This window comes from Cupriavidus basilensis (assembly GCF_000832305.1).
GTDB classification, from domain to species: Bacteria; Pseudomonadota; Gammaproteobacteria; order Burkholderiales; family Burkholderiaceae; genus Cupriavidus; species Cupriavidus basilensis_F.
Genome location: NZ_CP010537.1, coordinates 3,391,526 through 3,411,964, shown reverse-complemented (window position 1 = coordinate 3,411,964; position 20,439 = coordinate 3,391,526). Strand labels below are relative to the sequence as shown.

At 59.5% G+C, this 20,439-nt stretch carries 22 protein-coding genes and 1 pseudogene; 14 read left to right on the top strand and 9 right to left on the bottom strand.

What is annotated here, in order from left to right:
- Window positions 1–45 precede the first annotated feature (45 nt).
- A complete protein-coding gene (locus RR42_RS35480) occupies window positions 46–1,239 on the top strand; it encodes an MFS transporter (protein WP_236702125.1) in 1,194 nt (397 codons plus the stop codon).
- Between the two features lie 420 nt (window positions 1,240–1,659).
- Window positions 1,660–2,532 (top strand): sulfurtransferase, encoded by an 873-nt coding sequence (locus tag RR42_RS35475; RefSeq protein WP_043356935.1) that lies wholly within the window; start codon window positions 1,660–1,662, stop codon window positions 2,530–2,532.
- A gap of 343 nt (window positions 2,533–2,875) precedes the next feature.
- On the opposite strand, the gene RR42_RS35470 is transcribed toward RR42_RS35475, so the two are convergent.
- From RR42_RS35470 to RR42_RS35445, 7 genes are all read right to left on the bottom strand, one after another.
- The gene (locus RR42_RS35470; RefSeq protein WP_043356932.1) at window positions 2,876–3,223 is read right to left on the bottom strand and encodes a carboxymuconolactone decarboxylase family protein; all 348 of its coding nucleotides are present in this window, start codon (window positions 3,221–3,223) and stop codon (window positions 2,876–2,878) included.
- Window positions 3,224–3,384: 161 nt separating this feature from the next.
- Window positions 3,385–3,585 (bottom strand): YgaP family membrane protein, encoded by a 201-nt coding sequence (locus RR42_RS39225; protein WP_082055222.1) that lies wholly within the window; start codon window positions 3,583–3,585, stop codon window positions 3,385–3,387.
- 180 nt (window positions 3,586–3,765) lie between these two features.
- Window positions 3,766–4,590: a c-type cytochrome gene (locus tag RR42_RS35465; RefSeq protein WP_236702124.1), complete on the bottom strand. Its 825-nt coding sequence runs from the start codon at window positions 4,588–4,590 to the stop codon at window positions 3,766–3,768.
- Window positions 4,591–4,669: 79 nt separating this feature from the next.
- On the bottom strand, window positions 4,670–5,488 hold the full coding sequence (locus RR42_RS35460) for a sulfite exporter TauE/SafE family protein (RefSeq protein ID WP_043356929.1): 819 nt from the start codon (window positions 5,486–5,488) through the stop codon (window positions 4,670–4,672).
- Between the two features lie 62 nt (window positions 5,489–5,550).
- Window positions 5,551–5,982, bottom strand: coding sequence for a YeeE/YedE family protein (locus RR42_RS35455; protein ID WP_043356927.1), 432 nt, complete (start codon window positions 5,980–5,982; stop codon window positions 5,551–5,553).
- A 1-nt stretch (window position 5,983) separates the two neighbouring features.
- On the bottom strand, window positions 5,984–6,418 hold the full coding sequence (locus RR42_RS35450) for a YeeE/YedE family protein (protein ID WP_043356925.1): 435 nt from the start codon (window positions 6,416–6,418) through the stop codon (window positions 5,984–5,986).
- A 10-nt stretch (window positions 6,419–6,428) separates the two neighbouring features.
- Window positions 6,429–6,752 (bottom strand): ArsR/SmtB family transcription factor, encoded by a 324-nt coding sequence (locus RR42_RS35445; protein WP_043356922.1) that lies wholly within the window; start codon window positions 6,750–6,752, stop codon window positions 6,429–6,431.
- Between the two features lie 84 nt (window positions 6,753–6,836).
- Here RR42_RS35445 and RR42_RS35440 point away from each other — a divergent pair, with 84 nt between their 5' ends.
- The 3 genes from RR42_RS35440 (at window position 6,837) to RR42_RS35430 (ending at window position 10,438) form a co-directional block, all read left to right on the top strand.
- Window positions 6,837–7,697 carry an MBL fold metallo-hydrolase gene (locus tag RR42_RS35440; RefSeq protein ID WP_043356921.1) on the top strand — a complete coding sequence of 287 codons (861 nt, stop codon included), beginning with the start codon at window positions 6,837–6,839 and terminating at the stop codon, window positions 7,695–7,697.
- A 12-nt stretch (window positions 7,698–7,709) separates the two neighbouring features.
- On the top strand, window positions 7,710–9,377 hold the full coding sequence (locus RR42_RS35435; protein ID WP_043356919.1) for a bifunctional protein tyrosine phosphatase family protein/NAD(P)/FAD-dependent oxidoreductase: 1,668 nt from the start codon (window positions 7,710–7,712) through the stop codon (window positions 9,375–9,377).
- Window positions 9,378–10,036: 659 nt separating this feature from the next.
- Entirely contained in the window at window positions 10,037–10,438 is a 402-nt protein-coding gene (locus RR42_RS35430; protein ID WP_144410048.1) for a hypothetical protein, read from the top strand.
- Between the two features lie 585 nt (window positions 10,439–11,023).
- Here the strand turns inward: RR42_RS35430 and RR42_RS35425 are convergent.
- Window positions 11,024–11,545 (bottom strand): hypothetical protein, encoded by a 522-nt coding sequence (locus RR42_RS35425; protein WP_043356915.1) that lies wholly within the window; start codon window positions 11,543–11,545, stop codon window positions 11,024–11,026.
- Window positions 11,546–11,675: 130 nt separating this feature from the next.
- The gene (locus tag RR42_RS35420; protein WP_082055221.1) at window positions 11,676–12,323 is read right to left on the bottom strand and encodes a Crp/Fnr family transcriptional regulator; all 648 of its coding nucleotides are present in this window, start codon (window positions 12,321–12,323) and stop codon (window positions 11,676–11,678) included.
- A 312-nt stretch (window positions 12,324–12,635) separates the two neighbouring features.
- On the opposite strand from RR42_RS35420, the gene RR42_RS35415 reads away from it, so the two are divergent.
- From RR42_RS35415 to RR42_RS35375, 9 genes and pseudogenes are all read left to right on the top strand, one after another.
- Window positions 12,636–13,196 (top strand): hypothetical protein, encoded by a 561-nt coding sequence (locus RR42_RS35415; protein ID WP_043356914.1) that lies wholly within the window; start codon window positions 12,636–12,638, stop codon window positions 13,194–13,196.
- Window positions 13,197–13,208: 12 nt separating this feature from the next.
- A pseudogene (locus RR42_RS41380) lies at window positions 13,209–13,412 on the top strand (GDCCVxC domain-containing (seleno)protein); the annotation flags it as partial.
- A 27-nt stretch (window positions 13,413–13,439) separates the two neighbouring features.
- Window positions 13,440–13,811 carry an arsenite efflux transporter metallochaperone ArsD gene (gene arsD, locus RR42_RS35410; RefSeq protein ID WP_043356913.1) on the top strand — a complete coding sequence of 124 codons (372 nt, stop codon included), beginning with the start codon at window positions 13,440–13,442 and terminating at the stop codon, window positions 13,809–13,811.
- Between the two features lie 12 nt (window positions 13,812–13,823).
- The gene (arsA, locus tag RR42_RS35405; RefSeq protein ID WP_043356911.1) at window positions 13,824–15,575 is read left to right on the top strand and encodes an arsenical pump-driving ATPase; all 1,752 of its coding nucleotides are present in this window, start codon (window positions 13,824–13,826) and stop codon (window positions 15,573–15,575) included.
- A 345-nt stretch (window positions 15,576–15,920) separates the two neighbouring features.
- Window positions 15,921–16,700, top strand: a complete 780-nt coding sequence (locus RR42_RS35400) for an FTR1 family protein (RefSeq protein ID WP_043356909.1) — start codon at window positions 15,921–15,923, stop codon at window positions 16,698–16,700.
- Between the two features lie 712 nt (window positions 16,701–17,412).
- Complete coding sequence (locus RR42_RS38155) at window positions 17,413–17,925, top strand: hypothetical protein (RefSeq protein ID WP_043356905.1); 513 nt, start codon at window positions 17,413–17,415, stop codon at window positions 17,923–17,925.
- A 252-nt stretch (window positions 17,926–18,177) separates the two neighbouring features.
- Window positions 18,178–18,564, top strand: a complete 387-nt coding sequence (locus RR42_RS40295) for a hypothetical protein (RefSeq protein ID WP_144410047.1) — start codon at window positions 18,178–18,180, stop codon at window positions 18,562–18,564.
- Between the two features lie 98 nt (window positions 18,565–18,662).
- Complete coding sequence (locus RR42_RS38040; protein WP_144410046.1) at window positions 18,663–18,992, top strand: hypothetical protein; 330 nt, start codon at window positions 18,663–18,665, stop codon at window positions 18,990–18,992.
- A gap of 14 nt (window positions 18,993–19,006) precedes the next feature.
- Window positions 19,007–20,437, top strand: coding sequence for a TolC family protein (locus RR42_RS35375; RefSeq protein WP_052495190.1), 1,431 nt, complete (start codon window positions 19,007–19,009; stop codon window positions 20,435–20,437).
- Window positions 20,438–20,439 lie beyond the last annotated feature (2 nt).

Sequence of the window (20,439 nt, the reverse complement as noted above, 5' to 3'; positions counted from 1 at the left end):
GAGCTCAATGACGGCTTGGCTCTGCCTGGAACAGAGGGATTGGCAATGACCGCTCCTGCCCGCACGTTGAGTCAGATTCCAACGGGAATCTGGATGCTGGGCTTCGTTAGCCTGCTGATGGATGTATCGTCTGAAATGATTCACAGCTTGCTGCCAGTCTTTATGGTGACCACCCTCGGCGCCAGCGCTCTGGCTGTTGGTCTTATTGAAGGTGCGGCGGAGGCAACGGCGCTCGTTGTGAAAGTGTTCTCGGGCGCGCTGAGCGACTACCTGGGAAAGCGCAAGGGACTGGCGGTCGTCGGATACGCGCTTGGCGCGCTGTCCAAACCTCTGTTCGCGATTGCTCCAGGTATCGGTACAGTGCTCGGCGCGCGACTGGTGGACCGCGTCGGCAAGGGCATTCGCGGCGCACCGCGCGATGCGCTCGTGGCTGACATCGTTCCAACTCACTTGCGCGGCGCCGCTTTTGGCCTACGGCAGGCGCTCGATACCGTAGGAGCGTTCCTGGGACCTCTCATTGCCATCGGGCTGATGTTGCTGTGGGCGAACAACTTCAGGGCTATCTTTTGGGTAGCGGTCATCCCCGGCGCCCTGTCGGTTGCACTGCTGGTGTTCGGCGTACGCGAGCCAGAGGAGCGCCAAGGCGCAAGGAGGGTGAGCCCTATCAAGCGCACAAACCTTGCGCGCCTGAACGCAGCCTATTGGTTCGTGGTTATCATCGGTGCCTTCTTTACATTGGCTCGATTCAGCGAAGCCTTCCTCGTGCTACGGGCACAGCAGTTGGGCCTGCCACTATTCTTGGCACCACTGGTTCTTGTGGCCATGAATCTTGTCTATTCGCTCTCAGCCTACCCATTCGGAAAGCTGTCGGATGAACTAAGTCATAAGAAGCTTCTGGTCTGGGGATTACTAGTTTTGATTCTCGCGGATATCGTATTGGCGACCGGCTCGCATTGGGCAGTTACGCTCTTCGGGGTCGCGATTTGGGGCCTGCATATGGGCATGACACAAGGCCTGCTCGCAACGATGGTGGCTGATGCGGCGCCAGTGGAACTGCGCGGAACTGCATTCGGTGTTTTCAATCTTGCCAGTGGTCTGGCCCTGCTGGTTGCAAGTGCACTCGCCGGTTGGCTCTGGGACAGACTAGGTGCGGAGTTCACGTTCTATGCCGGTGCAGCATTCTCCGTGGCAACTATGCTGTTGATTCTAGGCAGCCGTAAAGGCAGTAGAGGTGGGTAAGCGTAGCTGTGACTTAACGGGGTCGCGTTCGTACGCCGATGTGCGTTGCTCCACGGATTCTGTGAACTGCCGCGTTGAGTGCCGTCTGCGGCGCGTTTGGCGATTTTCCGACATGTTGTTACCCGCGATTCAACGTCAGGTGGATGCGAGAGCATTTGGTTCGCATACTACGCTGTGGAACCGGGGAGGCGCGGACCAGCTAACTGGGCGCGTGGCGGAGATATCGCAGCGTTGGCTGACCGGCATCAAGTCAATGTCATGGCAACGGCGTACTCTGAAATCCAGTGGCAAGAGGCGCGCTCGGCTAGAGGGGCCGGTATAGCCCATGACATCATGGGTGCTGGGTTTCTGGCTCTGCCCATACAGATGGGAATCCATCGTCCGTTGCCTCCCCGAGGCAGTACTTTACTGGAGTGAATCATGACGGACAAGGTCCTCGTTTCTCCGCTTGAGCTGTCGGAAGTGCTGAAGACCGAGGCGGCGGTTCTTATTGATACACGCGATGCAGCCAGCTATGCCGAAGCTCATCTGCCTGGCGCTGTAAATATTCATGAGATATTCACTTACCTAGCAACATCCACATCGGAAGGTCTGGCGGCTTTACGGGAAACGTTTTCCAAGGACTTTGGCAATGCGGGGTTGTCCGGGAAAGAAATGGCAGTCATTTATGAGCAGTCCATGACAACCGGGTTCGGACAATCATGCCGAGGGTACGTGTTGTTGCGCTATCTTGGATACCCTCGGGATAAGATTAAGGTACTTCATGGCGGATACGCTGCTTGGCGTGCAGCGGGCCTCCCCAGCACGACTGAGGCGTCAACGCCTGGTCCCGCGACGTTTCCGGTTGACCCCAAGGCCAGCAGCATTCTCGTTGACCTGGCGGCGATGAAATCCGCTGTAGCGGACAAGACGGTCGTGAAGCTCGATGTCCGGGATGTCGACGAGTGGATTGGGGAAAGCTCGTCGCCGTATGGTAAGGATTTTTGCCCGCGAAAAGGCCGAATCCCCGGCTCGGTATGGCTCGAGTGGTATCGGATGATGAAGCCAACGGCACAGGGTCAGATGTTCAAGTCCCGTGAAGAAATCTTGGCGGAGTGTGCAACCGTGGGAATTAGTCGAGACACACCAGTTGTTCTCTTCTGCTTCAAGGGGGCGCGGGCTTCCAACACATTTGTTGCGCTGGAGGAGGCGGGTGTTAGGAATGTGAGACTTTACTTCGGCTCTTGGAACGAATGGTCGCGAGACCCCTCGCTCCCCATTGAGGAAGGCTTGCCGTATGAGACTACGGCTTGAGAGGCGAGTGAGATGACGGAGGATGCCCCGCGCGCTCCGCGGAAGGACTGATCTCGTTTTGGCTAGCCAGATCAGTCAACCGGTTGAGGAATCGGTCTACCGGGCAGAACCCCCGGCGGGCTTCATGCATTGGCTACGGCCGTGCTATCAGCTGATGATGCGCGTTGGTGCCAATCGCCCTCCCCCCCGAAGTGGTAGACGACTAGAACCGCGTTGTCGTACGTAATCGTGCTAGGAGAAACGTGGTCACGACGGCGTTGCCATTGGTATCAGCCACAAAGCTGTACTCCGCTGCCGTTGCAGTCGAGGGGGGCATCCTGATTATTCACATCGAACGCTTCGCTTAGACCGAAAAATCCTCAAATGCTCTCAATGCATGCGTGGCGTACATCATCGAAGGCCCGCCTCCCATATACACGGCGGTGCCCAGCACTTCCTCCAATTCGGCCCGCGTTGTTCCCAGTTTAACAAGCGTCTGTACGTGAAAGCCAATGCAATCATCGCAGCGGCATGCGATGGCGATACCTAATGCCACCAGTTCCCGCGTCTTCTTGCTCAGCGCTCCCTCTTTGGTGCCAGCGACGGCTAGTTGACCGAATGCAGCCATCAAATCCGGTTGCGTTTGCCGCAAGGCGCGCATCTGGGTTGCGACTTCCTTGGTCAGGTCTTTGAACTCAGGGATACCACTCATGCCATCTCCTTCGATTAGATGCGCGCGCCGGCAAGCCGAACAGCACCAAGGCCTCTGCAACGCTGACGAACGTGAGCCTGCCAACGGTCAATTGTCTCCGCCTGGGGATGTACCAACGCGCCCTGGTCCACCTCAATAGACCAAGGCTGAATTAGCGTTGCTCACTTGGTCTTGGGTTCAGACGAACACGTTTTCACACCGAGAATGCTGTAGGCAGGGCAGACGCGCATCAGGCCCGTTACGAGCGGAAGGATGCCAATCCAGCCCCACGCACCAACTCGTCCTGTCGCAGCCAAGCCAATCAGGACTAGCCCAACGATAATCCGTAGCGTTCGGTCAACGGTTCCAACATTTGCTTGCATGGCAGGCTCCTTACCAGGAAAAAATCATGCGAATGAGGATGCTGGATTGCGGTAACTTTCCGGCATCACGGGCTTGTAAGACAAACACTAACTCGCTAACTTTACGGGCTGCGGGATGCAGCACAATGATGTAGCGCAATCTCTTGTGAATCTGTGGCCCTGAGACACGTCTTCGCGCGTTTAGCGAGCATCCTTCGGTCGGTCGCCCTTGGGCCAGTCCTTTACCCTGGCCGCATAGTCTGGTCGCGGCTGCTGGGTGAAGTAGGCCGCGACATCCACGGCATCCTGTGCCGATAGCGTTCCGCCCTGGCCGAGCGGCATATTGTGTTTGACGAAGGCGGCTGCCGTGTACATGCGTGCCATGCCAGCACCGACATTGAACGAATCCTTGCCCCAGACTGGCGGGAAGATGTACCCGCCTTGCGGGTTCTTGGTCCCTTGGCCTTCCGCCCCATGGCATGAGGCACATTGCGCTGCGTACACCGCCTTGCCGTGCACGCGGTCTGGCACCAGCGAGGTCTCTATTTTTTCGAATCCTCGGCCAGTCACGTTCGTGCCAGTCGGGACCCCGGTGGACAGCCACTTCATATAAGACAGGATGGCATTCATCTCAGCCGAGTCGAATGGCAGCGGCTTGCCGTTCATCGAGCGCTGGAAGCAGTCGTTAATGCGTTCCTGAAGGGAGTTGACTTTGGCGCTTCGGGACCGGTATTCCGGAAAGACGGCGGTGAGGCCTACCCAGGGCGAGGCATAGGCTGTTGTCCCGGCATTGAGGTGACAGCTCGTACAGTTCAAGCCATTGCCGACGTTGCCGGGAAGTTGCTTGTGGGTGTCCGTCAGCAACGCCTTGCCGCGCTTGATGGCATCGCCCATCGGTCCCTTGGGAATCGAGGCCTCGTCAGGGACGGGCATGGGCACCGTCGTCGGTTGAGAAAGTGCCGGCGCGCTAACTGCCGACAGCATGGCCAGAGCCTGGGCCAGAGTACGCAGTTTGATGATTTTCAATTATGTCTCCTCGGTGATGGGTGTGCCGATTGATTTTTGCTTGCACTTTTGGGTAGTTGTACTTGGTAGTCCGTGTTATTCAGGCAGCCAGTGCGACCTTCGCCACCATGCCCAAGGCGATGAGGCCTGCGACGAGCGCAAAGCCCTGCTGCAGCCTGTGTCCACTTAAACGGCTGGCGACAAGCCGTCCGCCCAGCATGCCCGTGATGGCGCCTGCGGCGAACGGCACGCCCACCTGCCAGTTCATGCGACCTGCAAGGGCGGTCGAGATGACGCCGGAAGCGGATACCAGCGTAATCACTGCCAGCGATGTCGCCACGATAGATTGCACCGGGGCATTGGTAGCCTTCCTGAGCGCCGGAACGATGACAAAGCCGCCGCCAACACCCAGCAGCCCGGAGAGAAAGCCGGCGCCGACGCCAGAGAGTGCCAGCGCGCGGGTGCAGGACGCCGTCCAGACAAAGCGTCCGGTACCCGCATTCAGTTGGCACGGAGGCAAAGGGTGGCCAGATTCGGTTGGATGCGGCTTCGGCGCGGTCGTCTGCTTGAACATCCGCAATGCCACAAAGGCCAGTACAGCCGCGAATAGCAAGGTCAGCGGACCGTTCGGCAAGCGGTGAGCAAGCCATAAGCCGACGGGGGAGAACAACGTGCCGGCCACAGCCATCAGTGCGGCGGCCCGGTAGCGGACGATGCCTGCGCGCAGCCCGATAACGGCGCCGACAGCTGCAGACAGGCCGACAGCAAGGAGTGCGACGGGCGCGGCCTGCGCGACGCTGAGGTGCAGGATAAACAGCAGTAGGGGGACGGCGAGGATGGCGCCACCGGCGCCGGTCAGTGCCAGGATGAGTCCGACCACGGCGCCCAGCGCCGCGCTGCTGGCGATTATGCTCTCCATCTGTTCATCGCTTACTTGGTGTTGGCATCGACAAGTCCCACAAGCTGCCGCGTGCGGCGAGCTTAAGCCCGCTGCATGCCGGATTTCATCCGCTCAAGCACCTCAAAGACGACCATGCCTGCCACCATGGCGGCAACAAAGCCCACGGCCTTCGGATAGCCCGCACCCATTGCAACCAGTGCGGGGCCCGGGCAGAAGCCTGCCAGACCCCAGCCAATGCCGAACGCGGTGCTGCCCAGCACAAGCCTCGGTGTTATTTCGGTGCTGGCCGGGAGTTGGACGGGTAGTCCCAGTAACGAGCGTTTGCGACGTTTGGCGATGAAGAAGGCGAGCGAGCCGATGCCTATTGCCCCGACCATGACAAAGGCCAGGGACGGGTCCCAGCGTCCCGTCAGGTCGAGGAAGCCCAGTACTTTTGCCGGGTTGGCCATGCCGGAAACCATCAGGCCGATGCCGAAAAGCAGGCCGGCCAGCAATGCAGCGACGGTGGTCATGTCAGCCTCCAATCATGTGTCGTTGTACGAGGACGGTCAGGAAGCCCGCCGCCATGAAGGTCATGGTCGCGACCAGCGAGCGGATGGACCCGCGTGCGATGCCGCATACCCCATGGCCGCTCGTGCAGCCGCTGGCGTAGCGGGTACCGAGGCCGACCAGGAAGCCGGCGACCAGAATTTCCCCCCAGCTCGCTTGAATATCGGGCGTCGCCGGCTTGCCGAGCAGGCTGGCCAGGACAGGGGCGCCGACCAGCCCGACGAGGAAGGCCACGCGCCATGCCATGTCGTTGCGCGGCAAGCCGAGCAGCCCCCCGAGGATGCCGCTGATGCCCGCAATCCGGCCGTTGAACAGGACGAGCACGGCAGCAGCTGCGCCAATGATGAGCCCTCCGGCCAGCGACAGGCCAGGTGTGAAGTTACCCAGGTCAATCAACATATCGGGCCCCCTACTTGGTGTTGGCGCAAAACTGCTCATACAGCACAGCCATCACGGCAAGCGCCTCCTGGCTCGCGATGGAATAGAAGATGCTCTTGCCCTCTCGGCGCGTTGTCACCAGGCCGTTTTCACGGAGCACGGCGAGCTGCTGGGAAAGCGTTGGCTGCCGGATGGCGAGCCGCTCTTCCAGTTCGCCGACGGACAACTCGCCCTGGGATAACTGGCACATCAGCAGCAGCCGGTCTTGATTTGCCAGCACCTTGAGCAGCGCGCAGGCTTGCGCTGCAGCAGCCTGCATGGTGCCCAGGTCAATGGCGGGATGGGACTCGCTCATGGTTCGCCTTCAATTTCGATGCTGATAGTATATTGAAAAATAAACTATTTGTGAATAGAATGTGTTGCAGCCAAGGAGGCCCGCATGCAACCGACCATTCAACCGTTCTTCGACCCCGCGACCTGGACCGTGACCTACGTGGTCTATCAGGAGCGGCGTCCAGAGTGCGCCATCATCGACTCCGTTCTGGACTATGACCCCAAAGCGGGTCGGACCTCGACGGTGAGTGCCGACAAGGTCATCGCCTTCGTGCGTGAGCATGAACTGCAGGTCGAGTGGATTCTGGAAACGCATGCGCACGCCGACCATTTGTCCGCCGCACCTTATCTCCGGCGTCAGCTGGGTGGCAGGATTGCCATCGGCCAGCACATTCGCAGCGTGCAGGGCGTGTTCAAGAAGCTGTTCAACCTGGAGCCGGAGTTTCGGCTCGACGGTTCACAGTTCGACCACCTGTTCGAGGAAAACGAGGAATTCGCCATTGGCGGCATGACGGGCAAGGCGCTGCATGTGCCCGGCCATACACCTGCTGACATGGCATACCAGATTGGGGATGCAGTCTTCGTCGGCGACACGCTGTTCATGCCCGACGTCGGCACGGCCCGCTGCGACTTTCCCGGTGGCAATGCACATGAGTTGTACCGCTCCATCCGCAAGCTGCTGGACCTGCCAGGCGATACCCGCCTCTTCATGTGTCACGACTATCCGCCTGAAGGCCGTGGACCCATGTGGGAAACGACCGTACACGCCCAGCGTGAATGCAACATCCACGTGCACGATGGCGTGAGCGAGGAACAGTTTTTTGCCATGCGTCAGGCGCGCGATGCAACGCTGGCGATGCCGACACTGATTCTGCCTGCGGTTCAAGTCAATATCCGCGCCGGGGAGTTGCCACCCGCCGATGCGAACGGCATTCGGTACCTGAAGATTCCGCTTAACGCTATTTGAGAGGAGTACACCATGAATCCGCGCGCCCTTACGCCGGACCTCTCGATATCGCCGCAAATCAGTGCCACTGATGTAGCTTCACTGAAGGCGCTCGGCTATCGCGCCATCGTGTGCCACCGTCCGGACGGCGAAGCGTCCGACCAGCCAAATTTTCAAGAAATCGCGCAAGCGGCGAAACAAGCAGGCCTGCAAGCGGTTCATCAACCCGTGGTGCCTGGACAAGCCTCGGCCGAACAGGCGGCGGCATTCGCGGCACTGTGCGCGGAACTTCCCAAGCCTATCCTGGCGTATTGCCGCACCGGAACCCGCTCGGCAACGCTCTGGGCCTTGTCGCAAGCTGACAAGCTGCCCGTCGCGGGAATACAGGAGCGCGCGGCCCAAGCGGGCTTCGACCTGAAAGCGGTGGTACAGCGCATTGCCAACGCTGGCAAGACGCCGGTGGAAGTCGTCGACGCGGAGCACGCGGTAGTCATCGTCGGCGGCGGTGCTGCCGGCATCGCGGTCGCGTCCAGCCTGCGCGCACGTGAGCCCGAGCTAGACATCGCCATCATCGACCCGGCCGACGTGCACTATTACCAGCCAGGCTGGACCCTGGTCGGCGCAGGCGTCTTCCCGGCTGCGTCCACTGCCCGCACGATGGCCTCCCGCGTGCCAGCCGGTGTCCGCTGGCTCAAGGCCGCCGTGGTGGCATTCGAGCCAGAGAGGAATGCGGTTGTCCTTGAGGGCTGCCGGGTGGTCCGCTATCAGCGCCTCGTGGTATGCCCGGGCCTCAAGATTGACTGGCACGGTATCGACGGCCTGGTTGAAACGCTGGGGCGAAATGGCGTGACGTCGAATTATCGATTTGACCTCGCGCCATACACGTGGGAACTGGTTCGCGCTTTGCGCGGTGGCAAGGCGCTCTTCACGCAACCTCCGATGCCCATCAAGTGCGCCGGTGCGCCACAGAAGGCCATGTATCTCTCATGCGATACGTGGCGCCGCAACGGCACGCTGAAAGACACGCAGATCCAGTTCTTCAATGCCGGGGCCGTGCTCTTCGGCGTGCCGGACTATGTCCCGGCGCTGATGGAGTATGTGAAGGCTTACGGCATCGACCTGCGCTTTGGCCATACGCTCAAGAGGATTGACGGCCCGCGTCGGCGTGCCACGTTCATGCGGGCCATGCCAGATGGCAGCAAGGAGATGGTCGATACCGATTTCGACATGCTTCATGTGGTGCCACCGCAGACCGCACCGGACTTTGTGCGAGCCAGCCCACTGGCGGATGCTGCCGGTTGGGTGGATGTTGACCCAGCCACCCTGCGCCATAAGACCTACGCAAACATCTACGCCCTCGGCGATGTGAGCAATACCACGAACGCAAAGACGGCAGCGGCCGCTCGCAAGCAGGCACCTGTGGTCGCGCACAACATACTCGCCAGCCTGAGTTACGCCGTAGGCCAAGCGCAGTACGACGGGTATGGCTCTTGCCCGCTGACGGTGGAGCGAGGCAAGGTGGTGCTGGCCGAGTTTCTGTATGGTGGCAAGGTTGCGCCTAGCTTCCCAGCCTGGCTCATTGATGGCACCAAACCGTCTCGCGCCGCATGGTTTCTCAAAGAGCGCATCCTGCCGCCGCTTTACTGGGACGGGATGCTCAAAGGCCGCGAGTGGATGGCGCAGCCGGCGCTGCTGGACTAGCAATGGCGATATTGATTCGTTGTATCTGCGGTTCCCGCTGGCGGTGAAGGCAAAGCTCGATGCCAAGGAGATGCTGATGGCCTCATTGGGTCTGCGGGCTGCCCCCGCAATCCTGTGGCGCGATGCCAATGGACAGCTAGATATACGCCAAGGGATGCGTGAGTCTGCCATGGCCGGGGTTCTCGGCCCGCGCTGAATGGCGTCTTAACATCCGTTAGCCGGGGCGGCGGAGCGGTCCTATGGCCGCTAAGCGCGATGGCTAAGCTGCTGAGCGCGAGCCGCTTGTCCTCGGATGTCAGTGAGATTGGTGGGTGGGGCACACCGATACGGATTGTGTCAAAAATCGTCACCCCCAACGGAGTATGTACCTGTGTGCCGGGTAGGCACGCTAACCCGAAATTGTTGCAGTTTTGTGAACGTCGGGGCGGGCGGTACATGCTCCCGGGCGTAGCTCGTTCGCACAGGACGACATCCGTTGCGCCTACCTAGAAAATGGCCGCTGCCTGCATTCAAAACGATATCGATGGGCCACGTGTTCGCGCCACCGGATCTTCGATTGTCATGCCTGTAAGTCATTTCGTCGGTTTGGCGTCCTTATTGCGTCTTCTTTGCATTGCCAGCCTGACCCCGTCCGCCGGGGTCGTCGACGGATTTCTGTCGTGCATCAACAAACTGGACAGTTGACTCTCCAGCGTGCGGGTTCTTCTTCCTTCTTTACGTTCATGGCCTACCTTTTCAGTATGCGGCGAGCCACTGTACTCACCGGTGAGTCGCGCGAAGTGGAAATGAACGCGGGCGATACCCTGTATGCCGGCGCAACGATACGCCGGGGCGAGGGGAATGGGGTGGTGGTTGAAACCGGGACCCATACCTATTTCGGCCGGACTACGGAGCTCGTCGCCAGCGCGCCCCCGAAGTTGCACGTCGAGGAGGTCGTCGCACGCGTGGTTCGCTGGCTGCTTATTATTGTGGGTGCGCTCGTGGTGCTGACGCTAGTGGTCTCTCGTACCTCAAAGGACTGCCACTGCTCGACACGCTTCCTATCGCGCTGGTATTGCTGATGAGCGCGGTGCCAGTCGCTTTGCCTGTCATGTTCACGGTAAGCAGCGCGTTGGGCTCCATGGACCTTTCCCTCAAGCTGGTGCAGGCCGAGCCTGGCTTTGGTGAGGACGACGTTATCGAGGTCGCAGCTCTTGCGTCGAACGAGGCGAATGAGGACCCGATTGACCTAGCGTTTCTTCGCGCCGCAGTAGCGAAGCAAGCGAGCGTTGCCACCAGGACACTGTCTTTCCAGCCGTTCTCTGCGACTACCCGACGTACCGAGGCGGTGAAGGCATTCGGGGGCCGAACAGTACGCTGCGTACAGGGCGCCTTGCGAACTGTTGCGCAGGCGGCGGACCGCAGTCCTCAGGACATCAACGAACTGGAAGAACGGGCAAACGCGGAAGCCCGGAAGGGGGAGCGTGTACTGGCAGTTGCAAAGGCCGACGGTGCGGCACCATTGCAATTGGTCGGTCTCGCTTATCTGTACGATGCGCCGCGCCCCGATTCGCGTAGTCTTATCGATGCACTTCGCCGGCTCGGTATCCAGGTCAATGCCTGTTGCACGCGCGATTGCGAAATGGCGGAAAAGACACTCCTCGCGGTCACATTGGCATATGACCATGATGTGCGTGATTGCTTTCTTGGCCCGCCACTGCATCTTTCCCATGGTCGGAGACTTGGGCATCGAACCAAGCGTGGAGCGCAGAGACCAACTTGGCGTCAGCCGTCCGATACGTGACCTCCGCCCCACCGTCCACCTCCTCGTAGGTGATGGAGATTTGGCCAGGTGTTGCGCTCTGCAGTTCGGCAAGGCCAGGCATCCCCTTGCCATGGACGTGCGATGGCCCAGAGAAGTCTCCCTTCAGGAACTGGGTCTGAATGTCATGCAAGTGCTGCCGCACCAGTTTGGTTTGCTGCATGTCGGACGCGTCCTTCGCCACTACACGCTGAGTTCCACCGTCGCTGGTCTTGGTGAAAATGTGAGTCGTCGCGTTTAAGCTAAACGGCATCACATCCGCGCCGAGTCTGGCGACTTCGGCTTGGCGTTGGGTATCAGCGGCCTGCGACGTGAACGGCAGGCAAATGAGGCCAGCGAGTATTGTGGGCAGGAGGTTCTTCGTCATGGGATATGTCTCGTCTTAGGCGTTAAAGGTACAGGCAACCAATGTGCGGGATAAAGCCACATACAGAGCCCCTATCATCGTGAACTCATATTGCTCACGGGCATATGATTTCAGTCATATGCGTTGAGCCTCAACGCAAGAGGCGCAGGACCGAGTTCCGCCGCTCAATGACCCCCTCTTTCTCCATCGCTGCGAGGGTTCTGTAGAGTGCCTCATGTGTGAGGCCCAGATTGCGCGCGAGGTCCTTCAACGTGCCGTCCAGAGTTACCTCGCAATGGGGGCCGTGCCCCTCTGAAACAAGGAGGTGACGGACCCTCTCCGCCGCGCTCTTCAGAGAGAGGCGTTCGACACGAGTCCGGACTGCGCGCAGTTGTCGTGCGAGCAGTGCGACCCACTGACGGGAAAATTCCCGGTCGGCGTCGAGCAACTCGCGCAGCGCCGAAGCGGGTACCTGCAGAAGTTCGGTGCGCTCACTTGCCACTGCGTTGCAGTGGTACTTAGGGCTGTCGAGAGAGGCTTCGGCGAAAAATTCACCGGCACGTGCATCATGAAGAATCACCTCCTCGCCGGAGCGACCGAGTCGCATCAGACGAACAGCCCCAGACTCAACGAAGAAGACTGAATGGGCCGGACTGCCCAGTCGGAAAATGGCGGCGCCAGCCTCATATGTAGTGCGGACGGAGCTTGGTCGCAGGGCGGCAGGAAAGCCTTGTCTCTTTGATGAAATCATGTCAATGAATGGGGTGATGCGTATGATTTCAATCATATCCTGTGGCATTGCATTCTGCGAAAGGACAAAAGCCTGGCGCTCCCTGCGCGGTCAGGACAGATCTCGCGATGCATTGCTTGCCAGTCGGCAGTAAATCCGCATTACCGATGGCCGAGAGCGCGCAACCATCCGAACTCTTGTCTTGCGTCAATGCCGCCCAAGTGGGGCGCACTATCCTTGCCATAGAAAAGGGGCCATGCTATCGCGCGTCATGACTTGTCGCGCGGATTTCAAATCAGGCGTCTTCCCTGAGTTCGACCGGCGCCGTCCTCGACTGGGCCTTGCCGGAAAGGTCGTTACTTGCCATAGAGGAGAGACAAGATGAAGAGAGAAATCATAGTGGCGGTGTTATCCGCAGCCGTCCTCTCAGTGATGCCGGCGCTTGCCCAGCAAGCTAAACCAGACGCGAAGGCGACTCCGGCGAAACAAGAGCAACCTAATGTCGCCGAGTTCGACAAGCAGACGGCGCAGGTTCAGGAAAACATGAAGAAGATGCAGGAGCAGATGGAAAAAATCCGCCAGACGCAGGACCCGAAGGAGCGCCAGAAGTTACTTGAGGAGCACTGGGCAACCATGCAGAGCACGATGGGCATGATGCATGGCATGTGGGGCCGAGGGATGATGGGCGGGCCAATGACGGGAGGCCACATGATGGGTGGCCCTGGTGGTCCTGGTGGTCCCGGCGGCCACATGATGGGCGGTCCTATGATGGGTTGGGGGCAGATGGGGGGCGCCTATTCGAAACTGACCCCTGAGCAAATGAAGCAGCGGCAGTACATGATGGACCAGTACATGGGCATGCAACAAATGATGATGGACAACATGATGCAACACCAACACATGTGGATGCAGCCGCAGTCGCCCCGCCAGCCATCCCAATAGCGAGAGCTACAAATGATGGATGTGATTCTTGAGTCTACGCTGACTTGTCCCCGTTGCGGCCATGGCAGCAGGGAAACGATGCCGACCGAAGCCTGTCAGTGGTTCTATGAGTGTCTCGGTTGCAAGACCGTCATGAAACCAAAGCCTGGCGATTGTTGTGTCTTCTGTTCCTACGGTGACGTACCGTGTCCGCCGGTTCAACGGGCCGAAGGTTGCCGTTCAGTTCCGACGAAAGAAAACATCATGACGAAACTTGAAGTATTTGACCCTGCCATGTGCTGTTCGACAGGTGTTTGCGGTGTTGAGGTCGACCCGATACTTGCCCAGTTTGCCGCTGACCTGAAGTGGGTGGCGCAACATGGCATTGCCGTGGAGCGCCACAATCTGGGCCAGGAGCCACAGGCCTTCGCCGCCAATCCGGCCGTGGTCAAGGAAATGGAGGCGGGCATGGACCGCCTCCCCATCCTTTGCGTTGATGGCCACATCGTCGCCACCGGGGTGTACCCATCCCGCCAGCAACTCGCGCAGAAGTTGGGCATCACCCTTACAACTGCGGAGAAACCGCACATTAGAGTGGGCAGCCCTGGCTGCAACCCGAAATCTGGTTGCTGCTGAGCGGGAATTCAAATGACATTGCCAAATACCGCAACGCGCTATCTGTTTTTCACGGGCAAAGGCGGCGTCGGCAAAACCTCGCTCTCCTGTGCCACGGGCCTCGCCTTGGTCGAAGCTGGGAAGAACGTGTTGATTGTCAGCACCGACCCGGCCTCCAATCTGGACGAGGTATTGGGTGTTGCGTTGAGCCAGGTGCCGACCGCCATTCCAGGCGCAGCAGGTCTTTTTGCGTTGAATATTGACCCGGAAGCCTCAGCCCGCGCCTATCGAGAACGCATGGTGACCCCCTATCGGGGCGTTCTGCCGGCCGCAGCGATTCAAAGCATGGAGGAACAATTCTCCGGCGCCTGTACTGTTGAAATTGCGGCATTCGATGAGTTCTCGAAGCTTCTGGGAGACCCCCAGGCAACGGCAGAATTCGACCATGTGATTTTTGACACGGCTCCCACCGGGCATACGCTTCGCCTTCTGACGTTACCAACCGCGTGGAACGAGTTCATCGGTTCCTCGACGGGAGGAGCCTCTTGTCTCGGGCCGCTAGCGGGTCTGGAGAAGCAAAAGGCGTTGTACGCGGCGACGGTGGAGCGCCTATCGAATCCGGCAGAAACCACCGTCGTTTTGGTCAGCCGACCGGAAGTGTCCTCTTTTCGCGAAGCCAATCGCACCCGTGGGGAGTTGGCCGAACTGGGGGTTCGGAATCTCACGTTGGCCATTAACGGGCTCTTTACGACAGAACAAACGAACGATGCTATTGCCTTGGCTATGTCGCAGCGTGCCAGGGAGGCCCTGGCAAACATACCAGATGCGCTGGCCGGTCTGACCAGAACAACGATTCCCTTCCTACCTAAAGGTACGGTTGGATTGGACGCCCTTCGACTGATGGCTCATCCCGAGCGTGCAGAGTCTGCTGCAACCTCGGAGACAATGCCGCAGACACCGTTGCCCCCCGGATTAGCCAGTCTGATTGAGGAAATTGCTCAAGGAGGCCACGGTGTCATCATGACCATGGGTAAAGGCGGCGTCGGAAAGACCACGGTGGCTGCGGCTATTGCCTTGTCGCTTGCGAAGCGGGGAGGCAAGGTCGTGCTCTCGACGACCGACCCAGCCGCGCATGTGGCAGCAGCCATGGATGGCGACGTTCCCGGGCTGACGGTGACTCGCATCGACCCTGAGCACGAAGTCGCACAATACACGCGTGAGGTTCTGGAGAAGGCGGGAAAGAGCCTGGATGCTGGCGGTCGCGCAATGCTGGAGGAGGACTTGCGCTCGCCATGCACGGAGGAGATCGCCATCTTCAGAGCCTTTGCCCGGACCGTGGATGAAGGTAAGGATGGATTTGTCGTGCTCGACACCGCCCCCACAGGCCACACCATCCTGCTTCTCGATGCGGCTGAAGCCTATCATCGGGAAGTCATGCGTACTCAAGGCGATATGCCAGAATCAGTGCGCCAACTACTCCCGCGCCTGCGCGACAAAAAGTACACGCGGGTTCTGATTGTGACGCTGCCAGAAGCGACACCCGTCCATGAAGCGGAGCGCCTGCAAGGTGACCTTGCGCGGGCTGGTATTGAGCCATTTGCATGGGTAATTAATCAGTCCCTGCTGGCCAGCGGTACACACAACCCCCTGCTTTGCCAGCGTGGGGCGTATGAGGTGCCGTTTGTCAGGCGTGTCGCAGACAAGCTCGCGACGCGTTGTGCGCTCATTCCCTGGTTGGCTGAAGCACCAGTCGGTCACCACGGTCTTGAGCAGGTTGTTTCATAGGAGCCATCACGCTGCTCAGTCCTGCATTCCTAACGGAATTCTTTGGGGCCATGGAATCTACCAACCGCATCTTGTTTCCACGTGAGTGGCCCCACGGTGGCTCCTTCCTGAGCGCAGAGCACGCACCTGTCGAGGACACGTTGGTCAAGGCAGCAGCGTTGGCGTGGAAACGGTTCATTACTCCGACCTGTGCGGGTTGTTGCGGGTTTTTGTTGGGTGTGATGTGCCGCAAAAATAACATTGACGCAGGTGTGTCACCGTCCTCCTTAATTCCACACAGACTTTTCGTTTGCGCTATATTGTAATGATTCTTGTTATTGTTTGCGATGCCGGACGAGGGCCACGATGTTCGCGATGCTCATGATTACCTTTCGAGAAGGTGTGGAGGCGTTTCTTATTGCCGCTATCACCTTCGCATTCCTGCAGAAGACCGGGCGCCAGCACCTTGCGGGCGCGGCCAAGACTGGCGTCCTCGCTGCCCTTGTGATGTCGGCGGTACTTGGGCTCGTGTTGTTCCGCGTAGGTGGCATCAGCCCGCTCGCGGAGGGGTGGCTGGCGCTGTTGGCTGGTGCCCTCGTGGTTTCTTGTACTTGGCATATGCTCCGGCACGGCAAAGCCATGGCAGGAGAAATCCGAAACCGGCTTTCCCAAGTCTCTGACGAGAAAGCGGCGGGCCCCTGGCTTGCTGTTTTTGCCTTCGTGCTCCTGATGGTCGGACGTGAAGGCGTCGAGGCGGCCACGATGATTGCCTCCCTCGCGGCTGGCGCGGCCACGGGTCAACTGGCCTTGGGTGGTCTGCTGGGCTTGGCTTGCGCGGGTGCCTTGGCCTGGGCGTGGAGCCGATACGGACGACGAGTCAATCTTTCGCTGTTCTTTCAGGTCACGGCCGTCTTCATGGTGCTGTTCTCCATTCAGTTGGCCATCTATGCCGTACATGAGTTTTCGGAGGCTGGAAGGTTGCCGCTCGTCAACAATAAACACTGGCATGACCTGACGGAGCCCTATGGTCCGGAGGGTGTGTACGGGATATGGCTCAGCTACAGCCTGGTGCTGGTACCGCTCGGGTTCCTCATCTTCTCGACACTATCTGGCCGGAAAGCGGTAACTCAGGTGGGAAAGGGATAAACCCGATATCTACGTTTACCAAGAACTTCTCCTTCAGAAAGAGTCCTGTAAAAATCAAAATGCAGAACTCGTAAAGTTCAACGGTCGGCTAAGGCCTTGCGCCAGCGTGTCGTTTGAGGAGGGGGCGAATCCGCCGTGCTAGCAGCGCAAGATGCCGAAGATGGCATGACGGACGCCCATAGCGCAGAGCAGCTGCAAGTATCCACACGCCAAAATCGCTTCATTCTCTGCCTGTATCGTTCGTCCCATCCCCTTCCGGGCGAGATGGCATGGAAACCAACCGCTCCTCGGCCGTCTTGCCTACTGGTGGTTCCGATTTCCCGTCGCAGGATGATGGCGTTTTTTGAGGTAAGTCACCCTCCTGGCAGGACGCGGCGAGGAGGAGATAGGCAAGGTCGAGCTGCTGCGCATCCTTCCGCCGGCGCGCTATGTTTTCATAGCGCGAGGAGAATGTCGTCGCCAACTCGAGTTCCTTCTCATGGGAAGCTCTTTTGAACACCGCAAACACGTCCTCATGTTTGCGAATATGGACGTTCCCATGGAGGTAAGGTCAAGTACTGTTTTCCGGCTTCCTCTGACCGAGTCCGGACTCGCGCATGTTGTGCTCAGGTTTCTCAAGCTTGATATCAATCAAGGCCCTTTTGGCATATGCGAGTAGATTAAAAAATACGCGCTATCGCGTCTTAGATACCCACCAAGCGAGAACGGCACCATGTCCGGAAATCTATCAGCCCCCATTCTTATCGCGGTTTCGGCGCTTATCTGGGCGCCGCTAGCGCTTTCGGCCGGTCCGCAGCCAGCCGATGCTGCGCATGACCATAGCCATGCGCAGGCTGCCGCTACTGCACCACAGAAGGGGACGGCACCAAAGCGTCCAGCGCCGAAGGATGCCGCGCAGAGGAATGCCGACATGGACGCGCAGATTGCACATATGCGTGCGCTGCACGAACGGCTGTCGAGAGCCAAGACGCCGGAAGAGCGTCAGGCACTGATGGCGGAGCAGGCTAAGGTAATGCAGGATAGTATGGCCCTAATGCACAGCACGATGCCGATGATGCAGGGTCGTGGCGCCATGCAGGGAAAAATGCCGATGAACCAGGCGGACATGGCGGAGCACATGCCCATGTGTCACGACATGATGGGCCAGCGTATGGAGATGATGCAGGAAATGATGCAGATGATGATGGACCGACAGGGGATGGGCGGCGGCATGATGAAGCCGTAGGAGTTCAGTCTGCTCTGGGTAATGCCGGCCAATTCACCTGCCCGCGGGGGGGGGCTTTGATGGCCGGCCGTGCGCTGCCCCGCCTTAGACCTTCCCGCTATGGCAGGGTCAACCCCTTTTCCGATAGCGGGCAAGTCGTGTCTCGCAGGCGACTCCTATTGGAGCGGCAGCGCGCATCCGCTAAACTAGAGGTCTGCAGCCATAAGGCCGTTATCGCCCCCGATGCTTCGACTGGTCTCACGTTTCCTTCTCTTGCTCCTGATTGCAGCACTTCCGCTGCAAGGGGTGACTGCGGCCACGATGATGGTAAAAGGCGCGACGCAGGCTTATGCGAGCGCAGTGCGGGTCCAGTCTGCTGTCCATGAAGGCGTCATCACGGTATCGTCCGATGGAGACGACGACCACTGCATCGCGCACATGAGCGATGCGGATATTAAGCAGCAGGGCAAATCTGGAAAGCATGCAGGTCATGCGTGCCCAGGCTGCGCCGCTTGTTCGCTTTGCTCGGTCGTCCCCTATGCATTCCCTCTTTTTGTTCACCTCGACAATGCGCCAGCACAGGTTCCTTCGAGCCTGATGGAAGCCTTTGTCAGTCACATCCCGGACGCGCTCCAGCGTCCGCCTGCCTCGGTCGTCTGATGCCCTAGGTGCGTCCATTTTTTGGGCGCACTCATCGTGCGTTGCCACAGAATTGTGGATAACGCGGCACTCAAAGCTTCACACTCACAAGGTTTGACATGTCTCTGACACGCATGCTGGCTGGCGCCAGCCTGGCGGTCGTCTGGGCGTCCGTCTATGCGCAGGCGTCGTCGCCGCGACCGGACCCGCTTGACCCCAACGCGCCCACCACCACGCTCAAGGTGCCGCGCACCTTCGATGAATACGTTCCCTACAAGGAGCCCAAGGTGGCGCCTTGGAAGGACACCAATGCCGCTGTCTCTCCGGCGAGCGGCGCCCGAGCAGGCGGCATGGGCACCATGAAGATGCCCAAGCCGGCGCCCGCCGGGGCTGAGCGGGTCCACCCCATGCCGGCGGGGCCGGCCGACCACTCGGACCACAAGATGTGATGCAAGGACTTGCAATGTCAATTAGAGCAATACAAGCCTTGAGGCTTGGCGCATTGGCGCTGGCCGCTTCTGTGTTCCTGGGCGGTTGTGCCACGTTCTCAAAGGACGGTGGCTTCAATTCCGTCTCCTCTGTTGCCAAGGAGCGGCTCGGCAAAGACGTTGCTTGGGTCAGGTCAGAAGAGGACCAGGACAGCGTATACAAGCGCTCCCAGGAATTGCTTGCGCAGCCTTTGACGATGGATGGTGCAGTACAACTGGCGCTGCTCAACAACCGAGGCTTGCAGGCCACCTATGCCGAACTTGGCATCTCCGAGGCCGACTATGTACAAGCCAGCCGCTTGCCTAATCCAGGTTTTACTTTCAGCCGCAAGCATGCAGGGAGCGACCTGTCGATCGAGCGGACCTTTACTCTCGCCTTCTTTAACGTCCTGACTTTGCCCTTCATCTCCCAGATTGAAGGCAAGCGTTATGAGCAGACGAAGCTATTGGTCGCCAATGAGACCGTGAAGGTTGCAGCCGAAGCGCGCAAGGCCTACGTCAATGCCGTCGCGGCACAGCAGTTTTCGCTGTACGCCGGGCAAGTGAATGAGAGCGCCGAAGCGGGGGCAGAATTTGCGAGACGCCTGGCGGCCGCTGGCAACTTCAGCAAGCTCGACCTGGCGCGCGAGCAGGCGTTCTACGCCGATACCGCCGGTGCGCTTGCGCGGGCCAGGCGTCAAGCCATCTCCGACCGGGAAAAACTCGTTCGCGCCATTGGATTGTGGGGCACCGGCGCGAATTTCACGCTGCCAGACCGCTTGCCGGACCTGCCAAAGGAACGGCCAGAACTCGGGGAGCTCGAAGGCTACGCCATGCAGAACCGCCTCGATATTCAGGCCGGCAAGCTGCAGACGCAGAGCGTTGCTTCGTCGCTCGGACTAACCAAGGCCACACGCTTTATCAACGTCCTGGACGTGGGCTACCTGCGCAACAGTCTATCGAATACACCGCCTGAGACAGGTTACGAAATCAGCGTGCAGATTCCGCTGTTTGATTGGGGAAGCGCCCGTGTGGCGCGTGCCGAAGCGGTTTATATGCTCGCCGTGAACCAACTCGCGCAGACCGCAATCAATGCGCGCTCGGAAGTTCGCGAGTCCTATGCGAGCTACCAGACGAGCTACGACATCGCCAGGCACTACCGCGATGAAGTCGTGCCGGTGCGCAAGGCCATCGTTGATGAAATGATGCTGCGTTACAACGGCATGCTGGCTAGCGTGTTTGAGCTTCTGGTCGAAACGCGCGCGCAGGTGGACGGCGTCAATACCTACATCGGCAGCCTTCGCGATTATTGGGTGGCCGAGACGGACCTTCAACGCTCGCTTGGGGGCGCGCTACCCGTACAAGCCGACGCGGCTGCCACGCCACAGATCAAACAGATGACCGTGCCGAACGGAAAAGGACAGTAACC

Excerpts from the sequence above, each read along its gene's own strand:
- RR42_RS35425 (WP_043356915.1), bottom strand. The coding sequence starts at position 11,545 with ATGACGAAGAACCTCCTGCCCACAATACTCGCTGGCCTCATTTGCCTG.
- RR42_RS35440 (WP_043356921.1), top strand. The coding sequence starts at position 6,837 with ATGCAACCGACCATTCAACCGTTCTTCGACCCCGCGACCTGGACCGTG.
- RR42_RS35460 (WP_043356929.1), bottom strand. The coding sequence starts at position 5,488 with ATGGAGAGCATAATCGCCAGCAGCGCGGCGCTGGGCGCCGTGGTCGGA.
- RR42_RS35435 (WP_043356919.1), top strand. The coding sequence starts at position 7,710 with ATGAATCCGCGCGCCCTTACGCCGGACCTCTCGATATCGCCGCAAATC.
- arsD (WP_043356913.1), top strand. The coding sequence starts at position 13,440 with ATGACGAAACTTGAAGTATTTGACCCTGCCATGTGCTGTTCGACAGGT.
- RR42_RS35455 (WP_043356927.1), bottom strand. The coding sequence starts at position 5,982 with ATGACCACCGTCGCTGCATTGCTGGCCGGCCTGCTTTTCGGCATCGGC.
- RR42_RS35375 (WP_052495190.1), top strand. The coding sequence starts at position 19,007 with ATGTCAATTAGAGCAATACAAGCCTTGAGGCTTGGCGCATTGGCGCTG.
- RR42_RS35400 (WP_043356909.1), top strand. The coding sequence starts at position 15,921 with ATGTTCGCGATGCTCATGATTACCTTTCGAGAAGGTGTGGAGGCGTTT.
- RR42_RS35445 (WP_043356922.1), bottom strand. The coding sequence starts at position 6,752 with ATGAGCGAGTCCCATCCCGCCATTGACCTGGGCACCATGCAGGCTGCT.
- RR42_RS35480 (WP_236702125.1), top strand. The coding sequence starts at position 46 with ATGACCGCTCCTGCCCGCACGTTGAGTCAGATTCCAACGGGAATCTGG.
- arsA (WP_043356911.1), top strand. The coding sequence starts at position 13,824 with ATGACATTGCCAAATACCGCAACGCGCTATCTGTTTTTCACGGGCAAA.
- RR42_RS35450 (WP_043356925.1), bottom strand. The coding sequence starts at position 6,418 with ATGTTGATTGACCTGGGTAACTTCACACCTGGCCTGTCGCTGGCCGGA.
- RR42_RS35475 (WP_043356935.1), top strand. The coding sequence starts at position 1,660 with ATGACGGACAAGGTCCTCGTTTCTCCGCTTGAGCTGTCGGAAGTGCTG.
- RR42_RS38155 (WP_043356905.1), top strand. The coding sequence starts at position 17,413 with ATGTCCGGAAATCTATCAGCCCCCATTCTTATCGCGGTTTCGGCGCTT.
- RR42_RS39225 (WP_082055222.1), bottom strand. The coding sequence starts at position 3,585 with ATGCAAGCAAATGTTGGAACCGTTGACCGAACGCTACGGATTATCGTT.
- RR42_RS38040 (WP_144410046.1), top strand. The coding sequence starts at position 18,663 with ATGTCTCTGACACGCATGCTGGCTGGCGCCAGCCTGGCGGTCGTCTGG.
- RR42_RS35415 (WP_043356914.1), top strand. The coding sequence starts at position 12,636 with ATGAAGAGAGAAATCATAGTGGCGGTGTTATCCGCAGCCGTCCTCTCA.
- RR42_RS35470 (WP_043356932.1), bottom strand. The coding sequence starts at position 3,223 with ATGAGTGGTATCCCTGAGTTCAAAGACCTGACCAAGGAAGTCGCAACC.
- RR42_RS35420 (WP_082055221.1), bottom strand. The coding sequence starts at position 12,323 with ATGCCACAGGATATGATTGAAATCATACGCATCACCCCATTCATTGAC.